The organism is Ruegeria sp. SATB027 (assembly GCF_059613825.1).
Genome location: NZ_JBXWTH010000079.1, coordinates 1 through 23,076, shown reverse-complemented (window position 1 = coordinate 23,076; position 23,076 = coordinate 1). Strand labels below are relative to the sequence as shown.

At 53.9% G+C, this 23,076-nt stretch carries 26 protein-coding genes and 1 pseudogene; 11 read left to right on the top strand and 16 right to left on the bottom strand.

Going from position 1 to position 23,076, the window contains the following annotated elements:
* Positions 1-22 precede the first annotated feature (22 nt).
* From AC2FPW_RS20070 to AC2FPW_RS19995, 16 genes are all read right to left on the bottom strand, one after another.
* Positions 23-1,036 (bottom strand): ATPase, T2SS/T4P/T4SS family, encoded by a 1,014-nt coding sequence (locus AC2FPW_RS20070; RefSeq protein WP_496815110.1) that lies wholly within the window; start codon positions 1,034-1,036, stop codon positions 23-25.
* A gap of 184 nt (positions 1,037-1,220) precedes the next feature.
* Complete coding sequence (locus AC2FPW_RS20065; RefSeq protein WP_496815109.1) at positions 1,221-2,054, bottom strand: TraB/TrbI/VirB10 family type IV secretion system protein; 834 nt, start codon at positions 2,052-2,054, stop codon at positions 1,221-1,223.
* Between the two features lie 11 nt (positions 2,055-2,065).
* A complete protein-coding gene (locus tag AC2FPW_RS20060) occupies positions 2,066-2,749 on the bottom strand; it encodes a hypothetical protein (RefSeq protein WP_496815108.1) in 684 nt (227 codons plus the stop codon).
* Positions 2,749-3,564: a TrbG/VirB9 family P-type conjugative transfer protein gene (locus AC2FPW_RS20055; RefSeq protein ID WP_352996655.1), complete on the bottom strand. Its 816-nt coding sequence runs from the start codon at positions 3,562-3,564 to the stop codon at positions 2,749-2,751. Before AC2FPW_RS20055 ends, AC2FPW_RS20060 begins: the two co-directional genes overlap by 1 nt.
* Positions 3,564-4,208 (bottom strand): VirB8 family type IV secretion system protein, encoded by a 645-nt coding sequence (locus tag AC2FPW_RS20050; RefSeq protein WP_496815107.1) that lies wholly within the window; start codon positions 4,206-4,208, stop codon positions 3,564-3,566. Before AC2FPW_RS20050 ends, AC2FPW_RS20055 begins: the two co-directional genes overlap by 1 nt.
* Before the next feature lie 17 nt (positions 4,209-4,225).
* Complete coding sequence (locus tag AC2FPW_RS20045; protein ID WP_496815106.1) at positions 4,226-5,281, bottom strand: TrbL/VirB6 family protein; 1,056 nt, start codon at positions 5,279-5,281, stop codon at positions 4,226-4,228.
* On the bottom strand, positions 5,278-5,778 hold the full coding sequence (locus AC2FPW_RS20040) for a hypothetical protein (protein ID WP_496815105.1): 501 nt from the start codon (positions 5,776-5,778) through the stop codon (positions 5,278-5,280). Before AC2FPW_RS20040 ends, AC2FPW_RS20045 begins: the two co-directional genes overlap by 4 nt.
* Positions 5,775-6,521, bottom strand: a complete 747-nt coding sequence (locus tag AC2FPW_RS20035) for a type IV secretion system protein (protein ID WP_496815104.1) — start codon at positions 6,519-6,521, stop codon at positions 5,775-5,777. Before AC2FPW_RS20035 ends, AC2FPW_RS20040 begins: the two co-directional genes overlap by 4 nt.
* On the bottom strand, positions 6,521-6,658 hold the full coding sequence (locus AC2FPW_RS20030; protein ID WP_496815103.1) for a hypothetical protein: 138 nt from the start codon (positions 6,656-6,658) through the stop codon (positions 6,521-6,523). The genes AC2FPW_RS20035 and AC2FPW_RS20030 overlap by 1 nt, the downstream gene beginning before the upstream one ends.
* Positions 6,655-9,021, bottom strand: coding sequence for a VirB4 family type IV secretion/conjugal transfer ATPase (locus AC2FPW_RS20025; RefSeq protein WP_496815102.1), 2,367 nt, complete (start codon positions 9,019-9,021; stop codon positions 6,655-6,657). Before AC2FPW_RS20025 ends, AC2FPW_RS20030 begins: the two co-directional genes overlap by 4 nt.
* Positions 9,014-9,292: a VirB3 family type IV secretion system protein gene (locus AC2FPW_RS20020; RefSeq protein ID WP_152460684.1), complete on the bottom strand. Its 279-nt coding sequence runs from the start codon at positions 9,290-9,292 to the stop codon at positions 9,014-9,016. Before AC2FPW_RS20020 ends, AC2FPW_RS20025 begins: the two co-directional genes overlap by 8 nt.
* A gap of 3 nt (positions 9,293-9,295) precedes the next feature.
* Positions 9,296-9,577: an HAD family hydrolase gene (locus AC2FPW_RS20015; protein ID WP_152460685.1), complete on the bottom strand. Its 282-nt coding sequence runs from the start codon at positions 9,575-9,577 to the stop codon at positions 9,296-9,298.
* Complete coding sequence (locus AC2FPW_RS20010) at positions 9,574-10,257, bottom strand: lytic transglycosylase domain-containing protein (protein ID WP_496815101.1); 684 nt, start codon at positions 10,255-10,257, stop codon at positions 9,574-9,576. The genes AC2FPW_RS20015 and AC2FPW_RS20010 overlap by 4 nt, the downstream gene beginning before the upstream one ends.
* A gap of 113 nt (positions 10,258-10,370) precedes the next feature.
* Positions 10,371-10,631 carry a YadA-like family protein gene (locus tag AC2FPW_RS20005; RefSeq protein WP_496815100.1) on the bottom strand — a complete coding sequence of 87 codons (261 nt, stop codon included), beginning with the start codon at positions 10,629-10,631 and terminating at the stop codon, positions 10,371-10,373.
* 523 nt (positions 10,632-11,154) lie between these two features.
* Positions 11,155-11,568 carry a thermonuclease family protein gene (locus tag AC2FPW_RS20000; RefSeq protein ID WP_480547143.1) on the bottom strand — a complete coding sequence of 138 codons (414 nt, stop codon included), beginning with the start codon at positions 11,566-11,568 and terminating at the stop codon, positions 11,155-11,157.
* 168 nt (positions 11,569-11,736) lie between these two features.
* Positions 11,737-12,093 (bottom strand): hypothetical protein, encoded by a 357-nt coding sequence (locus AC2FPW_RS19995; RefSeq protein ID WP_496815099.1) that lies wholly within the window; start codon positions 12,091-12,093, stop codon positions 11,737-11,739.
* 155 nt (positions 12,094-12,248) lie between these two features.
* Here AC2FPW_RS19995 and AC2FPW_RS19990 point away from each other — a divergent pair, with 155 nt between their 5' ends.
* The 11 genes and pseudogenes from AC2FPW_RS19990 to AC2FPW_RS19940 form a co-directional block, all read left to right on the top strand.
* Positions 12,249-12,971 (top strand): hypothetical protein, encoded by a 723-nt coding sequence (locus AC2FPW_RS19990; protein ID WP_496815098.1) that lies wholly within the window; start codon positions 12,249-12,251, stop codon positions 12,969-12,971.
* 335 nt (positions 12,972-13,306) lie between these two features.
* A complete protein-coding gene (locus AC2FPW_RS19985) occupies positions 13,307-14,614 on the top strand; it encodes a helix-turn-helix domain-containing protein (RefSeq protein ID WP_496815097.1) in 1,308 nt (435 codons plus the stop codon).
* Positions 14,615-14,642: 28 nt separating this feature from the next.
* The gene (locus AC2FPW_RS19980) at positions 14,643-15,758 is read left to right on the top strand and encodes an autoinducer binding domain-containing protein (RefSeq protein WP_496815096.1); all 1,116 of its coding nucleotides are present in this window, start codon (positions 14,643-14,645) and stop codon (positions 15,756-15,758) included.
* Positions 15,759-15,907: 149 nt separating this feature from the next.
* Positions 15,908-16,165, top strand: coding sequence for a ribbon-helix-helix domain-containing protein (locus AC2FPW_RS19975; protein ID WP_496815095.1), 258 nt, complete (start codon positions 15,908-15,910; stop codon positions 16,163-16,165).
* On the top strand, positions 16,155-16,499 hold the full coding sequence (locus tag AC2FPW_RS19970) for a type II toxin-antitoxin system RelE/ParE family toxin (RefSeq protein WP_496815094.1): 345 nt from the start codon (positions 16,155-16,157) through the stop codon (positions 16,497-16,499). The genes AC2FPW_RS19975 and AC2FPW_RS19970 overlap by 11 nt, the downstream gene beginning before the upstream one ends.
* 330 nt (positions 16,500-16,829) lie before the next feature.
* Complete coding sequence (locus AC2FPW_RS19965) at positions 16,830-17,777, top strand: response regulator (RefSeq protein WP_496815093.1); 948 nt, start codon at positions 16,830-16,832, stop codon at positions 17,775-17,777.
* A 66-nt stretch (positions 17,778-17,843) separates the two neighbouring features.
* Positions 17,844-18,143, top strand: a complete 300-nt coding sequence (locus tag AC2FPW_RS19960; protein ID WP_496815092.1) for an Hpt domain-containing protein — start codon at positions 17,844-17,846, stop codon at positions 18,141-18,143.
* Between the two features lie 92 nt (positions 18,144-18,235).
* Positions 18,236-20,299, top strand: a complete 2,064-nt coding sequence (locus tag AC2FPW_RS19955) for an ATP-binding protein (RefSeq protein WP_496815091.1) — start codon at positions 18,236-18,238, stop codon at positions 20,297-20,299.
* Between the two features lie 16 nt (positions 20,300-20,315).
* Entirely contained in the window at positions 20,316-20,699 is a 384-nt protein-coding gene (locus AC2FPW_RS19950) for a response regulator (protein ID WP_496815090.1), read from the top strand.
* A gap of 170 nt (positions 20,700-20,869) precedes the next feature.
* Positions 20,870-22,249, top strand: a complete 1,380-nt coding sequence (locus tag AC2FPW_RS19945) for a sensor histidine kinase (protein WP_496815089.1) — start codon at positions 20,870-20,872, stop codon at positions 22,247-22,249.
* A 147-nt stretch (positions 22,250-22,396) separates the two neighbouring features.
* Positions 22,397-22,999, top strand: a pseudogene (locus AC2FPW_RS19940) (DUF4158 domain-containing protein); the annotation flags it as partial.
* Positions 23,000-23,076 lie beyond the last annotated feature (77 nt).

The following is a 23,076-nucleotide window of genomic DNA, read 5'->3' as shown; positions in this document are numbered from 1 at the left end:
ATTTCTTCATGGTTCTGCGCCTTCAGATAAGTTGCTCAGCGGTCATCAGGGGTGGGAAAATCACGCCGTTGACCTTCCGTTCGTCCCCGATTTTCTTCATGTGAACGATCATGTGAATGGTGGCCCGGATGTCATCGACCACTTCTGACTTTTGAACGGTCGGAGATCCGCGACGCACCATCTTGCTCATACGTCCAATGGCATCAACGGGCGAGTTGGCGTGCATGGTACAGACAGAACCATCGTGGCCGGTGTTCACCAGTTCCAGGAACATATTCGCGTCGTCGCCCCGGATTTCACCGCAGACGAGGCGGTCAGGCCGCAAACGCAGCGCCGATTCAAGCAGCTTTGTTGGTGATCGAGGGCCATCTTCTTCTGAACGGTCAGCAAGCAGATCGACAGAGTTGGGTTGCTCGATGTCCAGCTCGGCCACTTCTTCAATCGTCACGATCCGTTCGCCCGGATCGACGCGCTTCAGCAGTGCATTGAGAACAGTGGTTTTCCCAGACGATGTGCCCCCGGCAATGATCACGTTCCATTTGCTTAGCATCGCAAGGTCGGCCAGCTCGTCAAAGCTCATCGTGCCCGCTGCGAGGGCTGCCCGAGCATTTTCGAGCGCACTGTGATCGTTGCTTTCCGCCAATGCGGCCTCTTTGCTGGCGAAACTGAACGCGCCTAGGTCAACAGTTTTCACGCGGAGCAGGCGGATCGCCACGGACCCCACGCCGGTTGTTGCTGGCGGAATCACGACCTGCACCCGCGCTTTGCCCTGCTGTGTCGGCAAGTTGGCCGTCGCAATCGGCTTCTTTTCTCCGAATGTCACATCGCTGAAACCGGCCACGCAGCGCCCGATGTTTTCTACATCGTCTCTGTTCAGAGTGATGTCTGTCCTGGTCATGTGCGTTGTGCCCATTTCTTCGACCCAGACCGATCCGTCAGGGTTCACAGAAATTTCGCTCAGGCTTTCATCGTGCAACAGATGCTCGATCTTGCCTGTATAGTATTCCAGAAGGCTATTCCCGTTCCGCCCGCTCATGTTCTTGTCCTTGGTAGAGCACTTTTGGGAGCAGTGGAGGTTGCCTTCGCTGCCTCTCGGCTTCGCCTCGAACGCGAACGCACCCACACAAGATTTACTAATTCCAAAAAGTGCTGAACTTGCCTCAAAAAAGGCCGCTACCGCACTCGATCATGCTGGCAGCGGTCGGCTCATTGGTTCGCGCTCAGAAGCTATCGAACACAACGTCGCGCTGCAGGATCGCGTTGATACGACTGCCCTGATCGACAAAGATTGTCGGAGTAATGCGCAGGTATTCATCAAGCGCCGCCGCCGTGGCGTTCTGCAGGTTAGACCCCACTTGGGTTGCCAAATCCGTGCGAACCGAGTTGTTGCTATCGCTGTCAGACACCAACGCCACCGGCGCAATACCGATGATGGACAACAGCGCAGCAGTTCCGAACCGCTTCCCAAAGTGTGTGTTCACCCTGCCGGTCGCACCAGTCCGGCCTTGACCGTCCGTACCAGCCGATCCGATCTGAGCGGACAGGCCGTCAGGCGTGATGACACGGCTCCAAACGATCATGATGCGCGTTTGCGCCAATGTCGTATCCGCTCGATACTCGCCATAGAGCTTCGATCCGCGCGGCAGAAGCAAACGCGTGCCGTCCATCGAGTAGACGCCGCGTGTGATCGTCGCCACGACGCTACCGGGCAATTCCGAGCTGACCGCGCCACCGAACACAGCTGACAAAACCGTGCCTTGCGTTAAGGTGCGCGACGGGTCGTCAATGATCGAGGCCCCCACGATGGGGGGATATTCTTCGACCAGATTGTTTTGCCATGTCGTGTTTTGGTTTTCCTGATAGCCGCGCTGTTCTTCAGGCAGGCGGGTATCGTCCGGCTGGACTTGAACCGGTTGAGGGGCAGGGGGGTAGGGTTGGAAAATGACCGGCTGCGATCCGCTGTTAATCGGCTGGTAGTTTTGACCGGGTGTTTCCTGTGCCATCGCGCTTGACGCCAACGTGACCAGGGCGAGGGTGAGTGCTGTTCTGTTCATCGTCAGCTCCATTAGTTTCTGCCGTATGGATTTTCATCGAACACAATGCCGTCCGACTGGTTCTGCCGCTGGCGCATCTTCTTCAGTTCTTCAAGTCTGCGCCGCTCGTCATCGGTCAGACCTTGCGCCTGAAGGTGGCTTACGCTGGCAAGTGCCCGGGCCTCCGCATCTGCAACCGCCTGGGCAAGTTCCGTCTGGAACTTCTTCTCTCGCTCATCATATCTGACCTGAAGGCGTTCATTGGTCAGGTTCAGCGTTGCGATTTCACCGTCTTTTTCGGACAGCGACACTTTGGCATCCGTCAGTTCATCTTGCAGGTCGGAAATCCGGCCATTCTGTTGCTCGATGGTTTTCAAGGCTTTATCAAATCCAATGAATTCAACCGGCTGTGGAGTTGAGTCGGGCGTTGCCACCGCAATTTCCTCGGGCAAAGCCTCTGGTTCTGGCTCATCGACCTCTGGTCCCCGTGCGGTCAAAAGCCCGTATCGCTCGCCGCCACCTTGTTGCAAAGCGTCAACGCGGACACCCGTGTTCCCGCTTTTGCTTTCGTCGCCCATGACAAACCATACAAAGCCCAAGAACACCGCTCCTGCGATTGCAACGGTTATCAGCTTCTTAGGGTCGAACTTCTTCCGGACACGTTGCGACGGCTGTTCAGCCGCCGCCCGTGCCGCAATTGTCTGGTTGCGATCCATTACTTGCTGCCCCCCGGTTTAACTGTCTGTGAAGTGACGGGCCGACCGCTCACACTTGCCTGCTGAAACTCGTCGCCATCGTTTCGAACACAGATCGAAGTGTCCTCGATGCGCAGTGTCCAAAGGTCGGAAAGGCCCTGCACCTGGATAATGCCGCGCTCTTTGACTGTGGTGTTCACCATCAGCTCACGTCCATCAGGCAGGACACGGAAGATACCCGGCAGCTCCGCATCCTGCGGGATCTGCATATAGGTGTGAACGCCATCATCCCAAACGGCGGTGGGCGCGAAGTCCGCTTTGCCCGAGCGCGAGTAGTTTTGGTTCACAAACCGGCCAGTTGGCTTCGGCTCGCTCCGAGCAACTGTGCCACGGCGCGTTGTGGTCCCGCCGCTGTTGTTTTTGTTGTAGAACGTGACCCGGAATGGAACACGTTTGCGTTCGGCGGCGCTCTCGGCCGGAACCAGATAGAAGTTGTATGTCCCGCGATTGGTCAGGACGGTCAGGTTTGAATCCGAGTTCAGGATTTCCGGTTTGAACGCAATAACGCGCCCTTCTTGCAGGCGGGTGATCTGAAAACTTTCAGTGTCGCCCGCACCAATGCTGCGGACGGTTTCGCCCTGCGGAAAGTGAACATAGGTAATCAGGCGTTCACCTACAGGGATGCGGTACACTTGGTTCTCGACGTAATGGAAATGCGTGATGCGGTGATCCGCGTTCTTTCCGTCCGGTGTCGGTGTGATTTCAGCGAGCAGAGGCGTAGAGAATGCCAAAACTGCTGCGGCGGTGGCGGTGAGTGTTTTGAAAGAACGCTGCATCAGATGTCTCCCATTGCGTCTACGCGATAGTTGGTGACGACGAAGCCGAATGGATTTTCGAGAAGTTCATCCATCGACGTCACGATTTTTTCCTCAAACCCGTAAGTCACTGTGACCACGTAGCGGGCTGAGGCTGTTGCTTGGTTTGGCACGATCAAGGACTTGCGGATCTCGACCTGCACCGTCTCATCGTTGACAGGCGAGACGCCCAGAATTTCGGTCTGCACCTTTGTCTTGGGCGTATAGATTTCGTCAGGATGGTTGTCGTTCGACCCATCCCACAGTTCGCGGTAGGACGTTTCGGCCAGCTCATCAGAACGACGCAGTACCGATTTCAGGCGCTCGTTGTTGTCCTGGACATCATAGGTTTCCCGGTCGCGCACATAATTTGCGACTTCACGGAAGGCCATTGCCTCAGAGGGTTCCAATTCTTCGACCTTTTCAGTCAGCAGGACCGGCAGTTTCGTGTCTGGATCAATGGAGAATGGCACCGCGCGGATTTCCTTCAACGGAAGGAGCATCGCCCAGCCAATAATAGAGGCCACGCCCATTGCCATACCGACCATGCCGAATACCTGCCATTTGAAGGCATCGCGGCGTGCGCCCAGAAAGAGTTCTTTTTCGTGATCTGTCACGTGTGACATTTGCTCTGTACCTCGATTTATGAAGATTTATTGGCGCGAGCTTGTCGAATGCTCTGCCGGTAACGGTCAGCGGCGTAGCTCTGTCGAGCCGCCCCATCCTGATTGCGGGCTCTGTGTGCAATATCCCGACGCGCTTGCATTGCGCGAGACGCGCTGTCACGAACGCCAGTCCCGTCACGTGCTGCGGAGGCCATGGCGGCGGCAGTTTTTCCACCGGCCACTGCGCCACGCCCGCCATCAACTGCCGTGCCCAGTGCGCTTCTGGCGGCTGCTGCAGCACCGGTCGCAACCGCTAGGCCCGATGATGCGGATACAATTGCACCTGACATCCCCCCAGCGAGGGAAGGGATCTGCGTAAGCATTACAATTGAGATAATGCACACGGCTAAAAAACGGCCACTCGCCGTCATGTTGTTCACATCTTCAACGGTGTCCAGCTCAGCGGCAAACAGTGTTTGAATGAGCGAAACGATCCCTGTCAGCACGACGATGACCATGACAAGGCCCACAGTCGTTTTTGCCCAAGCCGCGAAGATATTGGCCGTTGCTGAGCTGAGCAGTGTGGCAATGAATACCGGCGCTAAGCCGAGTAGCACCGCCACTCCGCCTTTGGCGATCAACGCGATCCCTGTCCCGAATGCGACAATAATTGCCCCGACTACCCAGAGAACAGCCCCGGTGATGCTTAGGCCCCATGTGGCGTTCTCAATAGCGGTTTGCCCCATAGTAAAGCACTGGTCCGCAATATCATCGAGCGCCTGCCATACGTTTGTTGTGCCGGTAAGAGCCCCGGCAATGCTGTCTGGTAGTGTTTGGATGCCTTGATAGATCGGCTGAAAAAAGCTCCAGCTTGATGCCATGCCGATGATGATCGTCGCCCGAATGATCCAGCCGACATAACCACCGAACCCAAGTTCTCGAATCTGCAAAACACCGTTGGTCAACATTGCCACGAAGATCAGAGCGGCGATGGCCCAGAGACCGGCTGCGAGATCCGCAGCCAGACTGTTGAAGGCGTTCTGTGAGAAGTTGTTGATTGCTGTTTCAATCGAGCTGACGAAATCTTGAATCACGGCCCACATGCCTCCGCTATCACTGGGCCGAGACTATTCAGACGATCTTTTTGCTCCTTCTTGAGTTCAGCATGTTGAGATGAAGGTTGGTTCCAAAATTCAGGTTTGTCCGCACCAACAGCTTTCGCCGCAGCACTACGGCTCATGTTTCCGAGTGGACAATCCGTATCGAACTCTTCACCGGCCTTTCGCAATTCGCATTGTTTTGCTGTATACTCGTGAGCAGAAATGATCTGTTCATTGAGGATTACGACTGACCAATTGTTCACCAGGTATTGCTTGTCTACTGGTTGACCAGCATCGGCCATACGCGCCTGATCTTCTTCAACAAACTGTTTGGCGACGTTGTTGACGCCCGTATTTCCAAAACACACCCGATACTCGCCAAAAGGCCATTCGACATTTGGTTTTGGTCGCAGCTTCACCTGGGCCGATGCAGCCCCCGCGAAAACGGCGGCTGCTGCAATGGTCAGAATAAGAGTTGAGCGGAGTTTCATTGTGAGGTTCCTCGTACATAGTTGCTGAGCGTCGAAAGATCGGCAGCGTTAGCAGCCAGATCCGTGCCCGACGCCAGAGCGTTAGCTGAAGTTGTTCGTAAGATTTCAATTTCAACTTGCAGGAGTTTCAGGAGAACCACCGTGTTGTAGTCGATGGCATCCTTCAGATCTTCTTGCTGACCGATTTCACCGCGTAGTTTTTCGGCGTCTTCAGAGAGTTTGCCGGCCATGTCATAGCCCTGTTCGCCAAGAGCTGACGCCATCAAGCCAGCGCCACCTCGCTCCGAAAGAATGCGCCGGGCTGGCACGTCTGACGTACTGAATTCTTTAAGGATTCCATTATTCAGCCCCAGGCTGATTGATCGGCGTTCCATCGCGAGCCCAGCAACGCCTGGAAGATCGCCAATCGTATCTTCGGTCGCGTCAAGGGCGTAGCCGAGCGTGTCAGCAGCGGTCGCCAGCTTCAAAAAGCTGCGGCTGTTGAACTCGTCCAGATCCGTCAGACCTGAAATGGCGTTAAACTGGTTTTCCAGCATTGCGCGCTGCTGCTCGAGCTTCTCGTATTGTTGCATCAGCTGTTCGTATTGGCGGACCATTTCTGCGACTTCGCGGGCCGAATTGGCGGCGTCCTGTGCAATGGCTGTGGCGTCGATGGTCGGAACACCTTGGGCAGACGCCATGACGGGCAGGGCGGCCAGAACTGAAACAGTAATGGTTGTGCGGAATTTCTTTGAAATATTCATCAGACAAGCTCCAAGTTTTCAGGGGGGGTCATGCGCTCAAAGTCGCAGGCGCATTTGCTGCGATAGCCCGAATAGGTGCTGGTGCAGGCCGAGACGGCGGCCAGAAATACAAGGGCGATGACAAGGCGGGTTTTCATGTGATTTCCTTCCAGAAGTTGGGGTTTTGTCGCCAGTCAGGATCAGGGAACGATTTTCCGTCTGACCCGCTCAGAACACGAAGAAGCGGGCCGAGAGCGCCGACATCGACATCGAGCCAGACACTCTCATCACCCTTTTTCATGAGCATGACGCGGTCGCCAAAATGCGCCCTCAGTGCGCCAAGCTCTGAATCGTTCAATCCGATTGCCCGGTAGTCCGCTTCATTGCCGGATCGAGAGGGGAACAAGAGCTGTGTGCTGGTGTTTTCCAGGATCGACTTACTTGCCGACGACGACAGGAGGTGATCGGGGATCTGCGTCATCATCATCATCATGACGTTCAGCTTCCGATAGGTGGTGTAAGCGTTCTTGAGGATTTCTGCGCCGTAGGGGTTGCCTGCGATCACCCAGGCTTCATCAATCACAAAAACAGTGGGTATCTTGGTGGCGCAGCGGCGTTCGATCTGGCGCATGACGTAGCTGATCCATGCCAGCCGCACCAATTCGTCAGCCAGAACCTCGGAAATATCGAAAACAAGATGACGGTCGCCAGCAGCAAACGGATCTGAGCCACCCTCGCCAAACATCCAGGACAAGCGGCCTTCGTCCGCCCATTCACTTGCACGCTTGTACAGGTTCTTGTCATCGTCAAAGGCTCTGAACCGTTCCACCAGTGAATCGAAGCTCTGCAGTTGTGGCGGCAACGTCGCGTTTGCCTGACACGCCTGTTTAATCTCGTCTTTCTGTGCGGCAGTCAGTTTATCGTCGTAACTCATCAGAGCTGTGGCCCAATTCGCCAACCAGCTTTGACCGGCCTCATCCGTTTCCGTTTGAAACGGGTTCATGCCAGTGGGTTCGCCCACCCGGACGCGGGTGTACTGTGCGCCGAGCGCCCGCATCGGAGCTTCCATTGCCCGGTCTTTGTCAAAAGCAACGATCCGCGCGCCCTGTGCCACCGCCATTGTCGCCAGCAACATCGCAATCACGGTCTTACCTGAGCCATTTGGTCCCAGAACGATGGTATGGCCGGAAGGCAGGTTTTCAGCGTCTTTGCTGGTCTTGGGAAGGTGAAGCGAAACATTGTAGCTGTCCCCGTGCGTTGTCGGGAACGTCGCCAATGGCCCCGGCCAAGGTAGCTTTTCCGCATCCAACCCTTTGGGACGCATGTGGAACGCAACCATATCCGCAAAGTTCTGGTCCGTGATCAGTTCTTCACGGGCGCGGAACGCGAAATTGCCGGGATGCTGCGCGAAATACACCGCCCGCGCGGACATTGCTTCACGCTTCACTGTGCCACCCGAAATCTGGATTTCACCGACGATGTGCTTTTCGGCGGTTTTCAGATCTTCCTCGTTCCCAAACACGCAGATCGACAGGTGGTGCTTGCCGAGTGACATGGTGCCAGAGGCAATGCCGTCCGCCAGAATGGACAAATCTTCTTCAAGCGACTTTGCCTTGTCACCTGCCGAGCGCATTTGTCCCGACTTGCGGCGTTCCATTTCCTGCGCCTGGGTGCGGCTGATGGGCAGGAAGGATTGCGAAATGACGACATCAACCGGCAGGTCCAGCCCGTCGAAAATGCCGGGGAACGACGCCATCGGGTAATTCTTCAGGGAATAGACCCGTATGGAGCGTTCCTGATCGTCGCCTGTGACCAGTTTGCCGGTCTTGCCCTGAAACAGCACATCCTCTTGCGGCATGTTGAAGGCGATGGGTTCTGCAATGTTCGTGTGAATGATCGGCTGATACCGACCGTTCAACAGCATTCCATAATAGCCGAGCCAACGCCCCTCGCTGAGCTTCAGCCGGCGCACACGGGCCTCGCCCAGCGTGCCCGCCAGTGTTGTGAACACACCGTCGAGCTGTTCGATCATTTCGCGGCGTTCTTCGTCTATCGTTCCAGACGACATGCCGAACATCTGTTTTGCCCGCTCATCCTGCCGCTTTTGCAGAATGGCGCTGATGATGATCTTGCGTTCTTTCAGCTCTGCATCGACGGAAGCTGAGCGCATGGCCTGTGCCACTGCACCGGCAAAGCCGGTTGGATCTGTGATGACATGACCAGTCTCAGCCGGGACGGTCAGTCGATGGATATAAAAAGCCACCTCATTAGGTGTTGTGCGCAACACACGCTCAAACCGTTCGGCCAGGAACTCGAACTCGTTTTCGTCTAGCGTGTTTGCGTTGATTCCGGTGATTTCTGCAGCGGCGATGAGGCCACCGTTGCGTGTGGAAATGACCTCATCGTCCACGACATAGCCATACGGCAACATCTGAAAGAGGCTCATTTCATCCTTGCGCCAGCTCGGCTCGATCAACGAGCGGGCAAGGGTCCACATGCTTCGGGCAGCAGGCTTAGGCACTATAGTAATCTCCCCCATGATGCTGGCGGTTTTTGGTGCGCGGAGTTTTGGAAAGGGTTACGGAAAGGACGCGGAAGAAAGCCGGTTCCCATTCGTAAAAAAGGCGAAGCCCGGTGTAGAAAACAAAACCCGCAATGATTGCTGGCGCTATCCCGAACATGAAGAACGAAAGCATGGTCATCCCGAGGATCACCAGCAGATAGATCACGGGTAAGCCGCCCCATTCTGCGGGGCGGCTCAGGCCGCGAAAGACCGTATTGCGGCGCGGCATCAATCAGCCTCCGATGAATGTATCAGCGAGGCCGATAACAGCGCCGACGACGATAGCGATTACCGGGCCTTTCAGCGAACCCCAGCCGAATACGTAGGCGAGACAGCCCCAGATGAAGCCGACAGCGGCAAGGCTGACGCCAACGACCTTCGAGTCGGCCAGCGTTTCGTTGATGAAATCGCCAATGGCATCTTGCAGCCAGCCAGCGGAGGCGGGCGCTGCTGTGATGATGAACGCAGTGATCGCGAAAAACGCCATCTGCTGGTAGAAGTGGGTTCTTTTCATAGGTCTTTACTCACTTTGCTTAGGATGATCCGCACGTAGTTGCGGGTTTCGGTGAAGGGGGGGACGCCGCCGTATTCGACGACGCGGTGAGGCCCGGCGTTGTAGGCGGCAAGCGCCAGCTTCCAGGTTCCGAACGCGCGGTACTGCGCCGCCAAATAGCGGGCACCACCGTCGAGATTTTCTGCAGGGTTCTTTGGGTTCACGCCCAGGTCTTTCGCCGTTCCGGGCATGAGCTGTGCAAAGCCATAGGCACCTTTGGGTGACAGAGCGTCAGCCCGATACCGGCTTTCCTGCCAGACCAGCGCCATGAACAACTCGGCCGGAATGTCATGCCGTTCCGCCGCTGCGTGGATTTCTTTGACGATTCGCTCCTGTGACCAGCCGCCAGAAGCTTTACGAGGCCGCGGTGCCTTGCCCGCAATCTCGATCTTTTCCTGTGGCTTGGCCTTCGGCGATTGCGGTTGCTCGTCAAGCGAGTACTCACGCATCCGGATTGGGCGAACGACGCCTTTGACGATTTCTGCCCGCGCACCGTTCAGGAACACGCTGCCATCGGGTTCGTACTCAATGACCTGGGCACAGACATCCGTTGCGAAAATCGCCTTCAAGAACGCCAACAAAGACCAGACGGCGTTGATCCGACATCTGTTTTCGGTGAAGCTTTTGATGGAGCTGGTCACTAATTTGCCCTCTAAATTAGGTCAGTAGTTTTTACATAATTACTATTACGGGTGCTTCGGGCCGGGCGCCTGAGAGGGAGGAAATCAGACGCCCGGTCACCGGCATGACGCTGCTACCGGCTCCACAAGAGACCCATGCTCAGGCCGATTTTCTCGGCTCTGAACCCGTACCCCACTGTTCCAAAGACTTGCCAATTGGTGTCCTCGATCCGGGCCGTCCCACCTATGGAAAACGCCGAGGAACCTGAGTAGTAGCCGTACCCCATGGTCACGGCCTGAACGGTCCCCTCGGAGAGCGTTGGCACTTGTGCGGCCAGCGCCATGGCGATCCCGTCATTTGCGATGTCCGCGTTGCGGTCGATCTGCTGCTGCAACTCATTGACGCACCGACAGTATCAGCGCCGGGGTGTGCAGCACCGGCTGCTTGAATACGGTCATCAATGGCCCGGTTGATCGAGCTGTTTGAAATGCAGGGTCGATTATCTGTCTCGCTGTCTTGCCCGACATCACAAGTCCGGATTGCTCCGCTTCCGGCTCCGTCGCCCACTATGACGCCAGTGGTACTTTGCGCAGATACGGTATGAGCGTGGCTGACAAGTATTGTCAGGCTGACAGCTACGCCAAGGGTCAGAGGTTTCGCAATTCCGAATAGCTTAAGAACATACCCGACGAGTGCGCCGTGTCTGTTGACTCCCCCCTTGCAGACGTGATTCTTGGGAGCAGCATTGAGTGATGCTGTTTTTACCATAGTACAGTTACTTTCTCGATGTGTGAGGAATGCCCTGGATGGATTAGGGGCGTTTCAGGTCCTGCCGGTTGTTGGCGCAACCGACAGGACCGCTCTTTGCTCGACTAGTTTCCTTCTTCTTGCTGCAATTCTGGTTCCAGTTCGTCAGCTCAGCTGCACCAAGACTGGCGTTTGCCGCCCCGGTATGGCCGTGCGAGACCTTCCGAAATCAGGACAGACCCCACCTCATGGCCGTTGACGCGGCCCACAGCCAGAAAGCGGCCGTAACGATCCAGGTTCGGTTCAATCTCCAGCTCCACTTCTCCGGCAGATCGTATGATTTCTGTCAGGCGCATCTTTGCTTTCAGCCCCAAGGCCCTCTCAGCCGCGCAGTGCGCGCGGAACGTCTCCGGCGTGTCGAAACCAATCAGGCGATACCGATCGTCACCGTGACCAAGCGTATCGCCGTCAACAACAAATACTTCCGAGGCGTTCAGGGACTTGGTCGTGTAAAGCGGGTCCAGGCGTTGCAGGTAGACCAACACGCCCGCCAAAGCGACCGAGACGAGCAAGATCTTTCTCATGCTCCCTGCCCCACTGGCCGCGAAGCGAAAGCAGCATGCCGGAAGGCAAGACGCACGCAATTGATTGCTCGAAGCGTCAATTTCGATACCAGGTAACCTGTCGTTGTGAAAGGCTGGTACTTCTTCGGTCCGAGCAGGCGGCCAGGATAGAATCCGGCCGGTGCCACCTTAGATTTTTGATTTTTCGTCAACAGCCTTTGCGACTTCGAGCCCCTCAGGGGTGATCGACTCGATCGTGTAGTCAGATTTGACGCAGAGAATGCGCCCGTCGCCAAATTCCTGGTGATGCTTGAAAAGCCCCGGCCAGAGATCGAACTCCCTGGGCTCTGCGCCCGCGCGAGAGATCTTCGACTTGCACAAGGCCCCGACATAGTTCGGAGAGCTGTAAATGCAGTGGTATTTAGGTCGTCCAAGGGAAGCGAGTCCGATAAATTCGTAGCGGCATGTAAAGGGAACCTGATCCTCTTTCAGGCCCCGAACCATCTCAATGGTTACCACAGTGTATTGTCTCTTTTTGTCCGCCATGACGACCCCCTATGAGCCGTCTTCTACATCCAAAAGTTGTGGACTAAAACACATTCTACGTCAATATAAGAAAGCACGCCAATATACTAAATCAGATTGTCAGGGGCATATTGGCCGGATATTGCTTAGGCGATTCGCAAGTAGGAGAGATCATCTTGAAACGCCTAAGACCCAGAACTCAAAACCGCGCAAAGGCCCTTGCAGTTGCGCTCGCCGTACTGCCGGCATCGCAGTCCAGTGCCTATCCAATCGACTGCGCGATATTTCTTTGCCTTGCTGGGGGTTGGCCCGGTTCGCCCGACTGCGTCGCAGCCAAGGCGGAGTTCATTCGGCGCATCACACCCTATCCGGTCGAACCACCGCTTCAACTCTGGCGCTGTCCGATGAATACGTCACACAGCCCCTCGGACTTGGGTCCTATGGAACGGTTGGAAGCCATCAAGCGCACCAGTGCCAGCCCTGTTCCAGAGCTTCCATCGGATGACACCGCTAAGCCATTACTGGTAGATGCAGCGATCTCGATAGAAGCGATCCAGTCACTTCACGACCAAACCGGTGACGGTCTGCAAGCCACGCCGATCAGCGTCGATCTTTCCTCTTCCGATTTCGATGTCGTCCGCTCCATCAGGGTTTGGGATGTGCGCCACTACAGCTATCGCCGTCGTTCGCGAGAAGGCGACTGCGAGCGCTCCCTTGATCTGATTGTTGGCAGCTATGATGACAACGCGAGCTTTCAATGGTCTGATCGCATTCCTGCGCCCATCCCTTCTTGGCTGCCACTGGGCAATCGCTGCGAGCCTCCCAGCACCTTCCGAGGTGTTGGTGTCGAGTGGACCGACACATTTGGATTCAGCGATTACGAACTCATCCGATACTGACATTGTTTGCCGGCTAGGTGAAAAAGTTGCCCGGTAACCAGGCCGTTTGGCCCAGAGGAACACCCTAATCCCAGAAACAAAAACCCCCGCAAGGCGGGGCCTCAGCGGGGATCTTCCTAAGTCACGTTTGATCACCTGATTTATAGGAAACTCCCAAATTTCTGACAAGGATAAACGCATCTGTGCGAACGGTTTTTCTGTGTCTTTTCGCTGAGGTTCGACCCGCCTTGCTTCCCCAATGAGAAGCAGACCATGAGACCGTTGAACCATTCTGAAAACCCCGCAACGCAAAGCTGCGATGACTATTCTGGCCTTTTCAAAGCGAGGCCAAAACCATGAGCTTGCGGCAGATCGCAACCGCCCATCACCACGAAAATTTACGCTTCCACAACGGGCTTCCCGACGGCTGGAACCGAGACAGGTTTCGGCAGCTTTGCGTGTGCTATGCCCAGATCAGGGGCGCATCGGCCCAGTGTATTCGTACCTTAGAGATCATCATTGACATGATCTCGCCCTGCGCGTTTCGCGACCCATCCCAGGAACCCTTTTGCTACGCGCGCCAGGAAACATTGATTGCCGGGCGTGGCGTGACAGATCGAACAATTCACAACCATGAACGCGAGCTGGAAAAGATTGGCCTAATTGAACGCAGGCTTGGGGCAAATGGTGCCCGGTGTAAACGTAAGGCGCTTGGCCTCTTCCTGACCCCAGCCCTGAACCTCATTCCCGAGATGCGCGCCGCGGACGTGCGCAGCAAGGCTGTGAAGAAAGAACAGGACGAGCTGCGCGGGGATCGATCACGGCTTTACCGATATGTGAAGCATAGCCTGGCCGTGCTTCTCTTACTCCCCTGCCCTCCTGAAGGCATCGACGAAATGATGGGCGCGTTTCGGTCCTGGCCACGCGCTGACAAGCTGAAAAACATGTCGCTGGATGCTCTCAGATCACATGTTCAGGCGGCTTACGACCTTTGGAGCCGGATCGAAGTGCACGTCGCAAAACCCGGTGACATTTCCGGTGAACCCGAAGCCTGTTTCGGGTGCCATATACAAGACCAAATTGAAGAAGAAATTCTGTCCTGTAACGCCGATGGCGAAGTGACAATGCCCTCGGCAAAAGCCTCGGGACCAGATTGTTCTAGCTCCGGGCCTGATGGCCCTGCGCATTGCTTTGAAAGCAATCATCCGACAGATACGGCTTCACGCAAGGCCCATAAACTACCGCGGGTGAATAACCGCATCCTATATGAGCTGGCCTCACCCGAGCTGCGTATGCATATCGATATCGCTGGAGGTGGTGATCAGAAATCCAATCCAAGCCTCTATGCAATCGAAACCGGCGTTTGGTCCCGGCTTTCAGAGATGGGCACCAATATCTCGGCCTGGCATGCGGCAGTCGACCGAATGACCGTCATGGGGGCGATCCTGGCTGGAGTGATCACGGATGCGAGGCTGAGTGATCCGAAACTGCCGCCGGTGGTTAATCCGGGAGGATATCTACGAGGCATGGTTCAGGCAGAGGAACGTGGTGACCTGAACCTGATTGCCAGTTTCATGGGGCTCTTGGCGAGGCGGGCGCGGGAAGAGGAGCAAGCCGCCAGATCGGACGGAGCGCCGCCAGTAAATGTCTTGACGCGTGCATAGTAGTGGCGCGGGAACTCGTTGGAATACCGTGCTCGAGAATGACTACCGCATTGCCTCTGAACGGGTAGATTTCGTGTTTTTTTACAAAGACATACTCACGTTGTCGTTAGCTAAGGGATTTCCCCAATGTTGCTCTTGTACCAGAAGGTTTATTCCGCTCGGACGACAAGACGGAATAGAAAGACGATCAATGAAAATCGCGGATATTGGCGGGTCTGAGTTGGATTTCAAGCAAACCGGAGAGGCGCGTCTTCAGGAAATTTGCTCCAGGTTCGGATTGGAAAATGCCTCCTATGCCCATATCGACAAACATCACAACATTGTCCACGGTTGTACCACGTTCCCAGGTGAGTGGGTCAGACATTACATTGATAACAACCTGGTAACGGTCGATCCGGTCATTCGGTTCGGCGCCACCATGATCGCTCCGATCGACTGGAATGTGTTCGACAGGCAGAGCGAACATGCGCCACTATTCGATGCTGCCAGAAAGTTTGGTGTGGGTCAGAACGGTCTGTCCATTCCGGTGATCAACCCGTTTGGTGAGCGTGGCGTTTTTACGGTTACGTCCAATCTGTCCCGCTCTGAGTGGGACGCTTTGGTCGCGAGAATATTCCCTGCCCTGCGTCATGAAGCACAGGTCCTGCATCTGCTTGCACTCGATGTCATTGGCACGGGTTTTACCTTTCGCTCGGATGCGCTTTCCGATCAGGAGATGGGTGTGCTGAAGATGCTTGCATCCGGCTTGATTCCACCCGTCATCGCCAGCCAGATGGGCTTCTCGTCCGGAACGGTGGATGCACTGATTGTTTCGATTGAAACCAAGCTCAAAAGCCGCACTATCGAACAAGCAGTCGCTCGGGCAGTGAGTGCGGGTCTTCTCAAATGGACCGATTTCTTTGCGGATCCCGTCGCCGAACTGGTTGACGTCGAACGACAGACCCTTTGTGGCGGGATCGTCCGTTGGTCCGGCAGATCACACGAGTTGATCACCTTCGAAGAAGGCCGAACAGTGCGAGGCTTGGAGAGCCTTCAGGCGGTTCAGGTCCAAAACCTTGCCAAGGACTTCAATCTGGATGCTGAAAGAATCTTTGAAAAACTTGGGCTCAACCGGAATCAAAGCGTGTGGATAAGATACCTTTGAATGGCGTTCGCGTGCGACTACGATAGAGCAGGATATGCAGGGAAGTTTCTTTCTACATAGATGTGCCAATAAATTACGCCCGTGCGGGCCCAATATTGACAGTTGTATGCGGCAGATTATACTACTCAGTAGTATAAATGAGGTTTGATATGAGTGTCAAAGCATCAATATCCCTGACGGAGTCACAAGAGGCCTATGCGCGGAATCTTGTCGCCCAGGGTCATTATGCTAGCCTGTCCGCCGTGCTTCAGCATGGGCTTGAACTGATGCGCGAGCAATCGCAAAACACGGATGCACTGCGAGAGCTGCTGGATCGGCGCCGAAACGGAACCTTCGTTACTCTCGAAGAGGGCGAAAAGCGCACGCAAGACATGATCGCACGCAAGCGGGCAGAGCGTGGTCTATAAAGTCGTTCGCGCCGAAGAAGTCACCGCAGATCTCGATCTCATATTTGACTATCTTGTTGAAGCAGCTGAGCACTTTGGTGAAAACTCAGAGACCGCTTTTTTGCGCGCTGAAAATCGCGTCGTCGAGATTCAGGAGAGCCTCGAAGGCCTGGCCAAAGTTCCACATCAAGGCACCTTAAGACCACATCTCGGCAATAGCATTCGGAACGTTACCAAGAACAAAGCGATCATCTATTTTGAAGTCGACGATTATGAACAGGTCGTACGGGTGCTCGCCGTCTTCTATAGTGGTCAAAACCACGATGCGCACATTCTGCTGCGACTATTGTCCTAAAACCAAAAAGCCTATTGCACGCCCAACGGGATCGTACGTTGAACGGAAAGTCGACACGAGTTGTTTATCCTTGAAGAGGGTTGAAAGGCAGGGATATAGAACATTTTCGCATAGTTTCAGATTGGTCTTTCCGGGCCCGGATTAACCTACGGCAAGTTTCTGTCACGCTGCATGTCGCCCTTCTCCACGGAGATACGCTTCTTAACTTTTTGGGTGCCTTCAAAAGGAATTGTAAGACTTTCGTCTACAATCTGCTTGACCAAGCGATCGTATAGTTTTCTATCTATGCGGGAAGCTGTTTCCTTGATAATCGCATAGCATGTGAGCAATATGAAGATTTTGGTTGTTGATGACGAACCATTGTTTTGCGAATTGATTTCGGCAGAACTTGCTGCATGCGGGTTTGAAGACGTTCACGCTGTGAACTCCGGAGCTGCAGCGATTTCGCTGGTGAGAGAAATTTCCGACCCATTCGACTGCATACTTCTGGATATTGATATGCCCGGCATGGATGGCATTGAGGTCTGCCGCCTTCTGAGAGTTGAGCCCAATACAACTGAGCTTCCGATCGTAATGGTTACAGCACGGTCCGAAATCGAAAGTGTGGACAGGGCGTTTGCCGCTGGTGCCACCGATTACCTTACCAAGCCAATTGATCGGCGTGAGTTGCAAGGGCGCATGACAATGGCCTCGGGTATGACCCGCGAGCGTGCCGCTCGCCGGGCCGCACTGGCTCGGAGCACGTCAACAAATAAGTTATCTTTCGAAGAGTCGTTTCGGCTCCAGATAGATCATTCCAGCATGGATTACCTGGCCATGCAGAACTACGTTCTGAAACTCGGAACTATGAGGTTGTTTAGTCTTGTCGCAATTGCGTTTCAGGTCATCAACGCGAGGCAGCTTTACCAGGCTCTCGACAGCTCGGATTTTCAAGACACAATGTCGGACGTTGCCGAGGTGATCGCCGAAGCTTTGGCGTTCAATGATGCGATTGTGTCCTACGTTGGTTCAGGTTTCTTTTTGGCATTGGTCAGCCGTATTCCAGAAATTTCGGTCGAGGAAGTCGCCGCTAAGATCGAACTGAAGCTACAAGACATGAACGAATGGTACGCCAACCTGGATCAGATGCCGGTTCTTATGAGAGTTGGAACGCCCTGTTCCAGGGGAATTGTCAACCTGTCTTCGGCGACTGAGCTACTCGACACAGCTATGCAAAAAACAAAGGAATCCACAGCCGTAGTAGGCGGAGTTTTTGCTGAAAGTTCAAAAGTATATTGAAGGCGCAGATGAGCTTGGTGGCATACGATGACAGTTAGGTCTGGAACTACAACTGGTACAAGACAAATGGACGAGGTTCTCAGGCAACTACGTGCCAAATTCGTCATGTCGTGCCAAGAGCGGTTGGAAACTCTCTCAACTGCCGCAGAGGACCTGAAAGTTGATGCTGAAAACTCTGATGCCCTCGCTCGGGTTCGGCGAGAATGTCACAAGATCGCAGGTTTGGCCGGGTCGCTCGGGTTTGCCACCATCGGCGATCTAGCTGAGGAAATAGACATTGAGTTCAAAAAAAACCTACTTGTTTGGGCACAGATCGAGCCAAGGGCCCAAGAGTTGATGGCGCGCTTGGCAAATATCGAGGACTAGGCAACGCTTCTTCGAAACACGTTTTGAACGCACTATGCAGAGTATCGCTCGAGGAAAAACTTAAGAACACTGCTATACGTTGGGAAGTCGCATTGGGCACGCAACAAGAAACGCTGAGACAACTAAAGCGAAAACAAAAGCGGAGGTTGTCGCTGATTTACGCTGCGATTATCCTTCTTGGCTGTTTGAGCATTATTCTTATGGACAAGGCGATTACCGCGCAGAAACTTGAGGCAGAGCGGTCCGCCGTTCAACGGTCTCTCAATTTGACCAAGTTTCGCTTGGAGCGGCTTATTGAAAGCTACAGCCACATGTCGCGTAGTCTTTCTGTGGTGCAGTTGACCGAGACTGGAGTGGAATTTCAGACTTTGGCCCAGTTGCTTCGCGATAACAATCCAATCATTATCAACATCGCGCGTTCGCAAGATTTTATTATCACGGATGTCCACCCTGTCGAACCAAACCGAGCCCTTCTTGGATACGATTACCGCGATTATCCTCAGCAACTGGCTACGGTGCAACGCGCGTTGGACAGCCAGGAAACGGTGATCTTCGGCCCGATTAGCCTGCTTCAAGGTGGGTTGGGTCTTTTGCTGCGAAACGCCCAACCTAGGCCCGACAATGTGGTCGGAACTATCGTTCTCGATTTTAACCGGCTTCTGGCTGAAGCCGGAATGGAAGCCGAGCCGCGTGAATACGCGTCGTCGGCGCGAACCGAGATTGCGGACTTGGGCACTCAGATCGTTTTTGGTACCGAAACCGTATGGTCGGCTGCCCCAGTACTGGCCGAAGTTGAGCTGGGGGATGTCAGGTTGGAGTTGGCCAAAGCACCGGCGGGCGGTTGGATGCCAGATACGGCGCATCGTCCGGTGTTGATACTCACAACAGCTGTTCTGGTTATGATTGCTTTGTTTGGAGTTAACTATGCGCGACGGCTGATCGTGGAACGGTCGGACGCCAGACGGCGACTTGTCGATGCAATCAACTCGATTAATGACGGGTTCGTCATTTTCGACAGACAGGACAGATTGCTTTTGTGCAATCAGAAATACCGCGATTTCTTCAACGTTTCCAGCCACCTTATCGAACCCGGGACACCTTTCGAAACAATCCTTCGCGACGAGGTCAGGCAAGGCCAGTACCCAGAGGCGGAAGGGCGCGAAGAGGAATGGATAACAGAACGACTTGAGCTTCATGCCAACCCCAATGCCCAAACTGAAGTCGAACTTGCCAACGGAAGCTGGCTAAAAGTTTCAGAATCTCAAATGAGAGACGGGAGCACCGTCGGGATTCGCACAGACATCACTGAACTGAAAAAAGCGCTGCAAGCGGCAGAAGAAGCGATCGGTACCAAGACCGAGTTCATCAACAATATGAACCACGAGTTGCGTGCGCCTTTGACTGTCATTTTGGGATACATTTCATTTTTTAGGAAGGTCGAATTGTATCCACAGTACCAAGCCCTGAAAAATGCGATTGGTACAGATGCCGAGCTGTCGCGATTGTTGGATGATTTCACGGGCGTAATCGTCAATCAGGCTACAAAGTCCGAAGCTTCCGGAAAGCACCTGCTTGGCTTAATAAACTCTGTTCTGGATTGGGCCAAGTTAAGCTCCGGCAACGTTGAACTAAACTTGGAAACCGTACAGCTCGGCACACTCTTGACCGAATTGGGCGAAGAGCTGGGCCCTACAGCCGAAAAGAAAGGGCTTCGGCTGGAGGTTCGGGTTGAACCGGTTTCGATTGAGGGAGACCCATTGCGCCTGAGGCAGATATTCGTCAACTTGCTCAGTAACAGCATAAAGTTCACAGACAAAGGGTATGTCGCCGTTTCCGTCGTACAGGATGGTACCTCGGTTGTGGTCTCAGTCAAAGATAGTGGACGTGGCATACCGGACGATCAGTTAAGTTTGATATTTGATCGCTTCATCCAGGTTAACGCAAATCAGAAAGGCCAGACAGGAACTGGACTTGGCCTTACGATTACAAAAGACTTGGTCCAGTTGCATGGTGGGCAGATTACGGTGTCGAGCACTTACGGTGTAGGCAGTACGTTTCAGGTCAGGTTCGAGAAGGATACTCCTTCTTCCCGTGAGGCAGAAAATACCGTTGCTGAGAAATCCGATGTTGTTGAAGTTGGCGCCCAACCTGTTTGAACAAAGGGTATTTGCAATGAGTCTCTTGAAAAAAGTGGTACATGTAGACGACGATGAAGACATTCTGACTATCACTCGTATGTCGTTGGAACTCGTCGGCGACTTTGAAGTCACCCAATTCAGCTCTGCAAAAGATGCGTTGAATAATCTGAAGAGCCTGCAACCCGACCTTTTCCTTTTGGATGTGATGATGCCGGACATGGATGGCCCCGAGCTTCTTTGCGAGCTGCGAAAGCGCCCGGAATTTCGAGATACGCCTGTCGTGTTTATGACTGCAAAAGCTGAATCCAGCATTCAGAACACCCCCATCAGTGAGAGTGCTTTGGCGTATATAACGAAACCGTTCGACCCTTTCGCACTTCCAGAACAATTGAAGTCCTTGCTTAAGAACGGGCTTTGAATTTCAATTGCTATCCAAACGCTTAGAATGTCCTCGCTTCCTAAATTGTCGTGGCGTCACGGAGGTAAGTTTTTGTTGCTTTCAAACTGCGGTGCTCTACCATAAAGAGTATTCTAATGCACTGTAGTGCCTAGAAAGTGTATACTTTGAGAAATTAAGGGGGTTTTGACTTGAGCAGTCCGCCTGAGTCTGAAACGGGTGGCGTGGTCAACTCTGAAGTGTCGCCTTTGATGCGACAAATGATCGACTATTGTCAGGTTGGAATAGATCTGACAGGGCAGCGGTTGCTCATTTTCGCAGCGGCTCTCGCACTTGCGGCATACTACTATGATGACAAATTTGCGGGAATCCTGCTGGTGCTCGTAATCGCATCAGAACTCTTTGATTATTGGCTTTTCAACAAGGTAACGTCGCAAGAAAATACAGATCATCAAGCAGCCAGACGTCTTTTACCCTGGCTTTATCTGAGCACACTTCTCAGCACATCATTGATCATCGCATACTCGGTTGGCATTGCATTTATTCAAGGACCGACAAGCCATTTCATGGCTTCATTCTTTCTTTTTGCGGCAGCCCTTTTTGCTGCGATGCACAGCCACTATGTCCTGCACGTTCTGGTAACCCGCCTTTTATGCTTCGGAGTTGCCTTTCTGTTCATACCGATCAGGGATATCGTGATTACGGATGCCCCCATTCAATCGGAGCTCTGGGCGCATCTATTCACAAGCATCTTTGTTCTTACATTTATCGTCGACAGTTCGTTGGGTTACCTCAGGATTTACCGACAGCGTGCTGCACAGTTCGACCTGCTTCAGGACGAACATGAAAAATCAAAAATGGCATACAAGGCGAAATCTGAATTCATCTCAACAATGAGCCATGAACTCAGGACACCGCTGACATCAATCCGGGGGGCAGTTGGTCTCGCACAGTCAGGCAAGCTGGGTGAGTTGCCGGAAAAAGTAGCCGATGTTCTGGATGTCGCCAGCCGCAACTGCATCAAGCTTCTAAAGCTTGTAGACGAAATTTTGGATCTTCAAAGCGTTGAGTCCGGTCTCATGAAGTACGCGCACGAGTTGCTCGACATACGTCAGGTTGTTTCCGACGCAGTTGAAGACACAAAATCCTTTGCTGTCGAACGTGCTGTGTCCATTAAGTCGACCCTGCCGGATCAAGCGATAGTTGTGCGCGGCGACAAACACAGGCTTCAGCAGGTTTTCGAGAATATCTTGTCAAATGCCATTAAGTTTTCGCCTGCCAAAAGCGAAGTTCTGATCTCTGTGGAGATTGAAGATACCAGGGTGAAAGTACTGTTTCGAGACGAGGGAATAGGCTTGTCCGAACAGGACCACGAAAAGGTGTTTGACCGTTTCACACAGGTGGATTCATCAGATACTCGGAAAATCGGAGGCACCGGCTTGGGCATGAACATTTCCAGGCAAATCATGAGTGCGCATGACGGAAGCATCAGTTACAAAAAGAATGATGGCCCAGGAACCACTTTCCTCGTAGAGCTGGAGCGTGCCTTCAACAGCTCAGGACTTCGTTAGGCGCCTATTGCGATCATGGAGCCCACCAGGCCCAACTGGACCGAGCGTGCATATTTGGGCGTTATGAAGAACAATAGCGGAACGCCGTCCGGCTTGACGAGATCTTGATCCTTACCCAATTTGCCCTTTCGTTTGGAGGGTATTGTATTGGAACGAGAATTTCTGGCTGTCTGGAGTCTGTCTTACGCTGATCTTGAGTTTATAAACAGCTATCGGCACGCAATGCGGATTGGGTTGGCTGCCCAGTTAGCGCACTTTCGGCGCTTCGGGTATTTCCCAAAGCGACTGAAGGACCTTCCATCGGAATCATTGGATTATCTCGCTGAACAGCTTGGTGAGGATGTCGCGCATGTGTCGAACTATGACATCGGTAGTGACACGGCGCGCCGCCACCGGTTGGAGATTCTACGCTTCCTCGGCATTCGCCGCGCCAATGACCGGGATCGAGCCAAACTGCGCGAAGCACTTGCATCGCAGGTTTCGACTTTGGGGCCCTCCACGGAAGATCTCGTTCAATTCGGCTATCAATGGGCCTTGGGCCAATCAGTGTTCATTCCATCCCGGAAGATCATGGAACGATTGGTGCGTTCCGCGCAGTATAGTTTTCAGGAAGAACTTCTGGAGCATGCATCCAGCCGGTTGTCATTGCAAACCATTGCAGCACTGGAAGCCAGCTTAGCCAACCCACGCGGCGATCATGGCTTTCAAAGCCTAAAAGACGATGTTGGCGCAGCCACGCTGGACAATGTATGGACTTCGTCCCTGTTTCCGGACACTGGGGTACTTTACCCCTGTCCATGAAAGGGGCACCGAATGGGACAACATCG

Coding starts and splice junctions, on each gene's coding strand:
- AC2FPW_RS20000 (WP_480547143.1), bottom strand. CDS start 11,568: ATGAGAAAGATCTTGCTCGTCTCGGTCGCTTTGGCGGGCGTGTTGGTC.
- AC2FPW_RS20015 (WP_152460685.1), bottom strand. CDS start 9,577: ATGAAAAGAACCCACTTCTACCAGCAGATGGCGTTTTTCGCGATCACT.
- AC2FPW_RS20030 (WP_496815103.1), bottom strand. CDS start 6,658: ATGAAAACCCGCCTTGTCATCGCCCTTGTATTTCTGGCCGCCGTCTCG.
- AC2FPW_RS20070 (WP_496815110.1), bottom strand. CDS start 1,036: ATGAGCGGGCGGAACGGGAATAGCCTTCTGGAATACTATACAGGCAAG.
- AC2FPW_RS20055 (WP_352996655.1), bottom strand. CDS start 3,564: ATGCAGCGTTCTTTCAAAACACTCACCGCCACCGCCGCAGCAGTTTTG.
- AC2FPW_RS20020 (WP_152460684.1), bottom strand. CDS start 9,292: ATGCCGCGCCGCAATACGGTCTTTCGCGGCCTGAGCCGCCCCGCAGAA.
- AC2FPW_RS19985 (WP_496815097.1), top strand. CDS start 13,307: ATGAGCTTGCGGCAGATCGCAACCGCCCATCACCACGAAAATTTACGC.
- AC2FPW_RS19975 (WP_496815095.1), top strand. CDS start 15,908: ATGAGTGTCAAAGCATCAATATCCCTGACGGAGTCACAAGAGGCCTAT.
- AC2FPW_RS19995 (WP_496815099.1), bottom strand. CDS start 12,093: ATGGCGGACAAAAAGAGACAATACACTGTGGTAACCATTGAGATGGTT.
- AC2FPW_RS19950 (WP_496815090.1), top strand. CDS start 20,316: ATGAGTCTCTTGAAAAAAGTGGTACATGTAGACGACGATGAAGACATT.
- AC2FPW_RS20035 (WP_496815104.1), bottom strand. CDS start 6,521: ATGAATATTTCAAAGAAATTCCGCACAACCATTACTGTTTCAGTTCTG.
- AC2FPW_RS19960 (WP_496815092.1), top strand. CDS start 17,844: ATGGACGAGGTTCTCAGGCAACTACGTGCCAAATTCGTCATGTCGTGC.
- AC2FPW_RS20060 (WP_496815108.1), bottom strand. CDS start 2,749: ATGGATCGCAACCAGACAATTGCGGCACGGGCGGCGGCTGAACAGCCG.
- AC2FPW_RS20040 (WP_496815105.1), bottom strand. CDS start 5,778: ATGAAACTCCGCTCAACTCTTATTCTGACCATTGCAGCAGCCGCCGTT.
- AC2FPW_RS20050 (WP_496815107.1), bottom strand. CDS start 4,208: ATGTCACACGTGACAGATCACGAAAAAGAACTCTTTCTGGGCGCACGC.
- AC2FPW_RS20065 (WP_496815109.1), bottom strand. CDS start 2,054: ATGAACAGAACAGCACTCACCCTCGCCCTGGTCACGTTGGCGTCAAGC.
- AC2FPW_RS19965 (WP_496815093.1), top strand. CDS start 16,830: ATGAAGATTTTGGTTGTTGATGACGAACCATTGTTTTGCGAATTGATT.